Source organism: Pseudomonas sp. HY7a-MNA-CIBAN-0227, from assembly GCF_040310325.1.
Classification (GTDB): Bacteria; Pseudomonadota; Gammaproteobacteria; order Pseudomonadales; family Pseudomonadaceae; genus Aquipseudomonas.
Window position 1 is genome coordinate 24,735 of sequence record NZ_JBEOPT010000027.1, and the last position, 7,023, is coordinate 31,757.

General features: G+C 51.6%; 5 protein-coding genes. 1 reads left to right on the forward strand and 4 read right to left on the reverse strand.

The features are described 5' to 3' along the window. The first annotated feature begins 14 nt into the window (after nt 1-14). Complete coding sequence (locus tag AAEZ06_RS26235) at nt 15-1,379, forward strand: ApeA N-terminal domain 1-containing protein (protein WP_350616958.1); 1,365 nt, start codon at nt 15-17, stop codon at nt 1,377-1,379. Between the two features lie 74 nt (nt 1,380-1,453). Here AAEZ06_RS26235 and AAEZ06_RS26240 read toward each other — a convergent pair whose 3' ends face one another. The 4 genes from AAEZ06_RS26240 to AAEZ06_RS26255 form a co-directional block, all read right to left on the reverse strand. Beyond that, nucleotides 1,454-4,144, reverse strand: a complete 2,691-nt coding sequence (locus AAEZ06_RS26240; protein ID WP_350616960.1) for a DNA-directed RNA polymerase — start codon at nt 4,142-4,144, stop codon at nt 1,454-1,456. A 164-nt stretch (nt 4,145-4,308) separates the two neighbouring features. Continuing rightward, nucleotides 4,309-4,668, reverse strand: a complete 360-nt coding sequence (locus tag AAEZ06_RS26245) for a hypothetical protein (protein ID WP_350616962.1) — start codon at nt 4,666-4,668, stop codon at nt 4,309-4,311. Between the two features lie 512 nt (nt 4,669-5,180). Then, on the reverse strand, nt 5,181-6,125 hold the full coding sequence (locus AAEZ06_RS26250) for a DUF2815 family protein (protein ID WP_350616968.1): 945 nt from the start codon (nt 6,123-6,125) through the stop codon (nt 5,181-5,183). 81 nt (nt 6,126-6,206) lie between these two features. Then, entirely contained in the window at nt 6,207-6,755 is a 549-nt protein-coding gene (locus tag AAEZ06_RS26255) for a BRO family protein (RefSeq protein WP_350616964.1), read from the reverse strand. Between the last annotated feature and the right edge of the window lie 268 nt (nt 6,756-7,023).

Sequence of the window (7,023 nt, forward strand, 5' to 3'; positions counted from 1 at the left end):
AGTGAGAGGGAACGATGCGAATTGAAGAGGAAATCAAGCGTCAAGGTGAATTTTGGTTACCAGAAAGCCCAGAAGAAAAATTTCCCGGTGTTCTAACCATTTCGGATGGGGGGGAAATAGAGCTTGAAATAACAACAAATAAGACCCCATTAATTGATGAGGATAAAATTGAGGTTGGTAGAATTGTGGGAGTGCTTGAGAAAGAAGGTGCCGTCACTCTCGAAAAAGCATTCTTCAGACAAAGGAGCATTTCGTTTGGTGCACCCATCACGTCAACATTGCGTATAAACAAAGCTTTTTTAGGTGTAATGCGCAACAACGATGATGAGATTTTATTTTCCGATTTCAGCTTTCACTTAGACCAACTTGATGATTGGCTTTCAATTACAGGTATAAAAACCAAATACAGCGAAGATTACCGCAGCGCTACGATTTCTTATGAACCATTGGAAAAAATCACGGCAACACTTGAGTCTGGGGAATGCATTCATGTCGACTTCAGATACACCTTACCATCAAGACAATCAATCACAGAAGCAAAGATAACTCATAGCGCTTACTTTACTATTCATTCGGAAAAACCAGAACCTATTGAGCACTTCATCGGCATTGCTTATAAAATAGCCAATCTGCTCTGCTTTGCAACAGCTCGAACCATTTCAATCAGCGAAGTGGAAGCTAAAATAGCTGAAGTATCCTGCGACGACGGCACACCTTTTTCTGTAAGAGCCTTTTATCCAAGCCGCCCATACAGCAAGACAATATCTAAAGCGAGTAAATACGAGATATTATTCAACTACAAAAGCGTCGAGCATCGCTGGGAGGATCTATTGCGTTATTGGTTCCGTTTATATGATACGTTGGCGCCCACTCTCAGCTTATACTTCTCAACCCAAAACGGCACCCACAAATATCTCGATAGTAAATTTTTATCCCTCGCTCAAGCCGCAGAGACACTGAGCAGGCGCACAAACTCAGAAGTGCTTATGGACGCCGAGCTTTTCAAAAACCTGCAAAAAACGCTAATGACAGCATGCCCCCCAGAGCATAGCAAGTGGCTTGAAGCAAGACTAATGCACGGCAATGAAATAAACCTATCAAAAAGACTAAAGGCGCTCGTAAAGCCCTTCAAATCAAAATTAGGAAACTCAAGGGCGACGGACTCCACAATTAGAAAAATAGTTGATACACGCAATTATCTCACGCACTATGACGAATCCAAAAAAGGCATAATGTCGGACCACCTAAAGCTTTGGCAACTATGCCAAAAACTTGAGGTCATAATAGAGCTAAACATACTCGCATTATTGCAATTCAGCGAAACCGATATAGACCTAATATGCAAACCACCACACTCTTTATCCCAAAAACTCAGTTAAGTGCTTTGTAACTTTTATCAGGCATGCCGAATCTCAAGGAATAATGCATGCCTGAACCGAATATAGGAGGCCGGTCAAGCGAAAGCAAACTGGCTCTCAAGAATCTTCGAGATATCCAAGGTCCCCTTCTCGGGAATCGCTGGCATCTTCTCAAGCTGGCTCTCGTGCAGTTGCTCCATGAACTGCTGACGGAAGTCCTCCAAGACATCGTTCTCTGTGTACGTCTCAACCATCGTTTCGCGTACAGCCTTGAACATCGCCCCGGCCTTCGCTGGGATGGTCCCAAAGCTGTCATGGATCAGCGCGAAGAACTCCACGCCGTAGCACTCAGACGCCTTAACGACCGTCTTGCGCAGGTGAGACCCGTCCTGACTGTGTACGAAGTTCGGAGATATTCCTGATTCCTGCTTGGCACCGTCGATGTTGTTGGAGTCCCGAACGTTGATAGTGGCCTGTAGGCGCACCGTTCCGAGGAACATCAGGTCCACACGACGCTGAATAGGCTTCATGTACTCTTGCCACACAGGGAACCCGTCAGGTGTCACCCAGTAAACAGGCATGCACGGCTTGAGGACTTCCGGCTCTGGGTTCTTTTTGGTCCGCTTGGTCGCGGTCACTTCGGTAGCCAGGAGCTTTGCAGCCTTCTGAAGCCACAACATGGCCTCTACAGCCTTCACTACGACCAAGCTCACAGAGTCCCAAATGAGGTTCGCCATGTACCGTGCACACTGCTGCACCTCAGGAAACCACTGTTCACCGTCACCATTGTCGATGGCTGGCTGAATGATGTCCTCTCGTACCTGATCGGTGAACCCAAAGGCCTTTGAGCCATACGCCAGGGTCATTACGGAGCGCTTAGTAACCCCTCGGTCAATCCCGTAGCCCATCCAGCCAGTGGCAAGGGTCCGAGTGCCCAATACACGCCTCTCGGTAATCTCCCCGGTCTTCTCGTTGGTCATCAGCTCTACGCTGTCGTCAGTGCCTTCCAGAAGGTGGCGCTTAACGGCCTCAATGACTTCCTCAGCGACCAGCCGGTAGATGTCCTGCACTTCATCCGAAGGCAGCAGGTTTACTGCACGACCGCCCCGCTCGTCTCTGAGCATCGCCGAGAAGTGCTGAATGCCTGAGCAAGAACCATCAAAGGCAATTGGTAGAGCTGACTCCCAGAGTTCTCCATGCTCGACCACACCGGCCCACTCAAAGCAGAACGCCAAGAAGCAGAAAGGGCTGTCCATCTTGGTCCACTCAGGCTGGCCCAGTGGGTCCCGTGCAATCTCAAGGATCAGCTCTTCGTTGTCTTCGACCCACTGCTTGCGCTGGCTAAAGTCGACCTTATCGACCCCTGCACAGTTGGCTCCGTGAATCTTCAGCCACTCAATGCCATCTTTACCTACAGGCTCGGCAATGGAAGCCATTAAGAGCCCTTTGGTCATGTCGTTCCCTTGGGGATTGAATGAAGGGATCGCATAGACCCGGCCACGCCAGTCAAGGTTGTACGGGAAGTAAATAGCCTCGTACTCAGAGAACTTATCGGCCTGCTCTACGATGAACTCATAGGACAGACGACGGCTCACTCGTGCCCGGTCTTTGCGGTACACAGTGGACGCGGCTTTCTTCCAGGCCTTCAGGACCTCGGGGTCTTCGTCGATGTTCGCGGGCTTGACCGGCAAGGCTTCCTTGTCAGCTGTGGGGAACTTGTCGATAGGAACGTTCTTCCATTCCATCACTGCCTTGGCGACTTCAAGGACCTTAGTGTTCACCTTCCAAGCGGACGCCTGGGCGATGTTCACGGCCTTGTAGACCTCGGGCATGGACACGTCACGGTAGCGCTGTAAGGCTTTCTTTGAGCGCACACGGATCATAGGGACAGGCTTGCGTCCCTTTGCCCAGTAACCCCCGCCAATCATCCCGGTCCACTCGCGGGGCGGTACGATCATTGGTTGGTAGCGTGGGGTAATCTCAGAGAGCGAGAAGGCTCTATTGCACAGCTTCTCGGCCCACTCGGGGGTCAGGTGGACATACTGGCCGTCTAACTTTACGTTGCCTGCATGCTCCCTTTTCAGCTCGACTAACTGAGTGGACTCAATCAGCAGCTCTAACAGTCGGATTCCTATGTGGCAGGTCACGTCATTATCAAGGGAGTCCCACGAAGCCCACGTAGTGTGCAGCTCATTGGCCTCCTGCATGTGAGCCTCAACCTTCTCCAGGTACTTGACCTTGTAGGTGTGCCCGTTGCGTTTATTGAGAGCGGGTCGGATGCGCTTATTGAAGTGTTCAGCCTCCTGTTCCCGGATACGACCAAAGCGCGCTTCTTCTTCAACAGCACGACCCAGAGTTACGGCAACTTGCTGGATGCTCAAAGGCCCCTTTTTGGCAACCATGTTAAGTACAGTCTTCACTGTGATCGCTGCGACGTTCTCAGCCTTAACAAGCTGCAAGTATGGAAGACCAATGTTCTTACGCTTCACCTTGGTGACTTGGTGTTCAATCCAGACATCGAAAGCGGTAGCCATTAAGGGAACCAGCGTGGTCAGTACAGGCTTGGCCGTGGCGTTGTCTGCAAACTCATTGCGATCAATAGAGCGCTCAAGGACTTTCTTAAAATGGTCCTCGCCCAGCGTATAGGCTTCATGCTCAAGGGCCAGCTCGGCTGCTGCAAGGTCTGGACCATAGAGTTCTGCAAGGGTCTCGTAGGCCCAAGTAGCTTTACTGCTGATACCACTAAAGTCGTGCTTAGTTATTTGAATTTGGCTTTCTGCGGACATAGGAATCCCTTAAAGGCCAGTCACGGCCTCTAACAAGTTGGTTTGGTTAGTTAGTTGATTTGCTGAATTGAGAGCGCAGAGATTCCCGGAGAGAACTTCTTAAAGAAGTCTCTGTAAGTTAAAGGCTCATAGAGGGAAGGATGGGTGTGCTATTAGTGGGTGTTTCAAATTCCAGGAGCACCAAAGGACTTCTTCAGTCCCTTGATGGCGCTCTGATCCGTGATCGTGACAGCGCCCCTGTCGGTAATAGCTATGCAGCCCATGCGCTCAGGGAGACCCAGCACACCAGAAAGCGCCTTGAACTCGTAGAGGCGCCCTATACGGTCGTTGAACCCCACGTAAATCAGGTCCTTAACTTTGATCGTGAATCCGTCAGGTACTTTCATGGCGCAGTTGGTCTCACGTTCGACTTTGCAGGTTTCTGGGAACTCAAAGGCATGCTCATTGCGCGTAGTCCCATGGCTCTTTGCATTGAGGTACACCGCTGTGAAGCTACGAAAGTGGGTGATTGCTTGCAGGGTCATGGCCTAAGCGTCCGTTCAGGTGAGGCGGTAGAAGCACCGCTGTGGGCGTCTCGATGAGTGTGATAGCATGAGATTGTGAAAGCTGTTCCCAATCGCAATATGTACAGAGTACATGTACTATCTACACAAACCAACTGCTTTCTGAAGGGACTTTATGGATATTGCTGAGCGCGCCGCACTGCTACTGGAACGAGCACCATTGGGAGACCTCGCAGGCGCGGGAGATGTCCCTTACGTGCGCTGGCAGAATGTAAAGCGCGGTCGGGCACGGATGGGACTGGAGGAAATAGAGATATTGGGCCGCGTCTTTCCCTCGTATCGCTGGTGGTTGCTGACTGGCGAAGGTGGTAAACCGAAAGGGCCGTTTGAGTGCCCTGTAGATATCTGAGGGACGACCCTGACGCAATGCCTACAGCCCCAACGCCGCAGCTCACAGCCGAGCGAAAAGGAAAGTAGGCTTAGCCGCGCCCATTTTAAAGCTGCTGGTGGTCTCTGATATTACTAACCCCGCGTTACGATGCTTCATAGCCGCCATCAACAGCCTCGCTCGGCCATCCATCATCTGAATCAGCACCGCCAGGCTCAACCAGCCTAATCAACATTACGCTGTCGAGTTGCAAGATAACGGATGCACCGGCTACAGCAGTCCAGCCATAAGGGAACATCGAGAGCTTCACTTTCAACTCAGAGCCACCAGCGATGGCCGGAACGTTGTCGATGCGCTTGCCCTTTGAATCAACCACTTCCAAAGGGTGCGGTTTGTTCTCTTGGGTGTGTCTGTCAATGTACGAGGCATACCGCTTGATTCTGAAGGTCACGCTGCCGTCATCGTTGATCACGAAAGGCATATCGCCCTCATAAGGCAACAAAGCTTTCCTACCATGTGGTAGCACTGGCGGGTTCTTTTCGTGGTCGCTCAGGAGCTTCGCGTAGTTGGCTTCATGTTCCTGAACTATCTCTTCGACCAAAGGCTGGGCGTCCTCACCTGGGACAGTAAGGTTTGCTCTCCACAGACCACGAGGATTACCAAAACCCTTCGCTGGGTTGCCATAGTCAGGCTTCTGAATTGCGCAGTCTGGTTCTACTATCCCGCGAGGTGTGAAGTAAAAGCTCTTTCGGGGTGCCGTAGTGGGTGACTCTTTGTCAGTGGAAGAACTCCGGGCTCGACCAGCTCTGTAAGCTTCCGTTGAGACATCGCCATGGACCGCAGACAAACACCTCAGCGAGATTTCTACCGCCTGGGTCTTAAGCTGTTCCCATGACGCCGCTGGTTTCCTGAAATGGAACTCAGAAAGTTTCTTCAAGATATCCGTGGTGATGAGCAAAGCTAATGCACCATCTGCGGTGCGTAGCGAAATACTGAAGCTATCAGGCGTGGCACCTCGTGGCCGCAAACGCAGATAGCAAATACCGTTACGCTTGTAGTGGTACGGGATAGCCAAAACGGTTTCTAACACACTCAATCAACAACCTCTCGCTTGAACACTTTCCTTAGTAACCCCGCCAGGGTCTCAACGGGAACCCCAGAGCCGGAGACATCAAAGGTTATCGTACCAGTCGCATGACCCACTTGCGGAACGGTTCGGACTGGGCATGGCTGCGATGGCCGTAGCTTTCGCTGTGGTTTCGATAAGCTCCCTCAAGGACTCCACCTGACCCCGCAAAGGGATCAATGCGGCAATCTCTTGGGCCTGAGTAGCAATCACCTTGTCTTGCTCTTCAAAGCGCAACCGGAAGGCTTGGAGTTCCTTAGCGAAGTCGCTTGTGGATTCTGAGAGGTCATACTTGCCGGTCTTGAGGATGGTCGGGACCACGTCCTCAGCAAGCCATGTCTGGAACTCATAGGCCTTTTCGGTACTACCCCGCATGAGCATCCGGTTAACCTCGGACTCAGTGAAAAGCGTGGTAACTCCCTTGAGCCTGCGACCTGCGCGGTCCTTTGGAATGTCTGTTAGGGGAAAATTTCCACTAAGACTCCCTAACGTGTGCCCCGCGTTGGCACCAAGCTTTGTCCTGCGGTAGTCACGCACCGCCATGCTCGGGTGCTGTATGCCAACCGCTCGGGCCACCTGAGTCGCTACGAACAACCGCTCGTGGTCTGGGTGGCCGCTTGGGGCGGCTCAGGGGCTGTGGCGTGGCGTGGCGTGACCTCGAAGGGGCATTGCGTAGACCCTTGCTTCCCTGAATAACCATGAGTTGGCCTTGACCATGTGCCCGTCTATAGAGGATTTCTCTATGGACCCGACATCCTTCACTTGGGGATGTCTTTGATCGGGAATGTAGTGGTCAACTCATCCCGGACACGGTTTTGAGTTTTTCTTCCGTTTTCGCTGGGGCCAATCCATCGTTAAATTG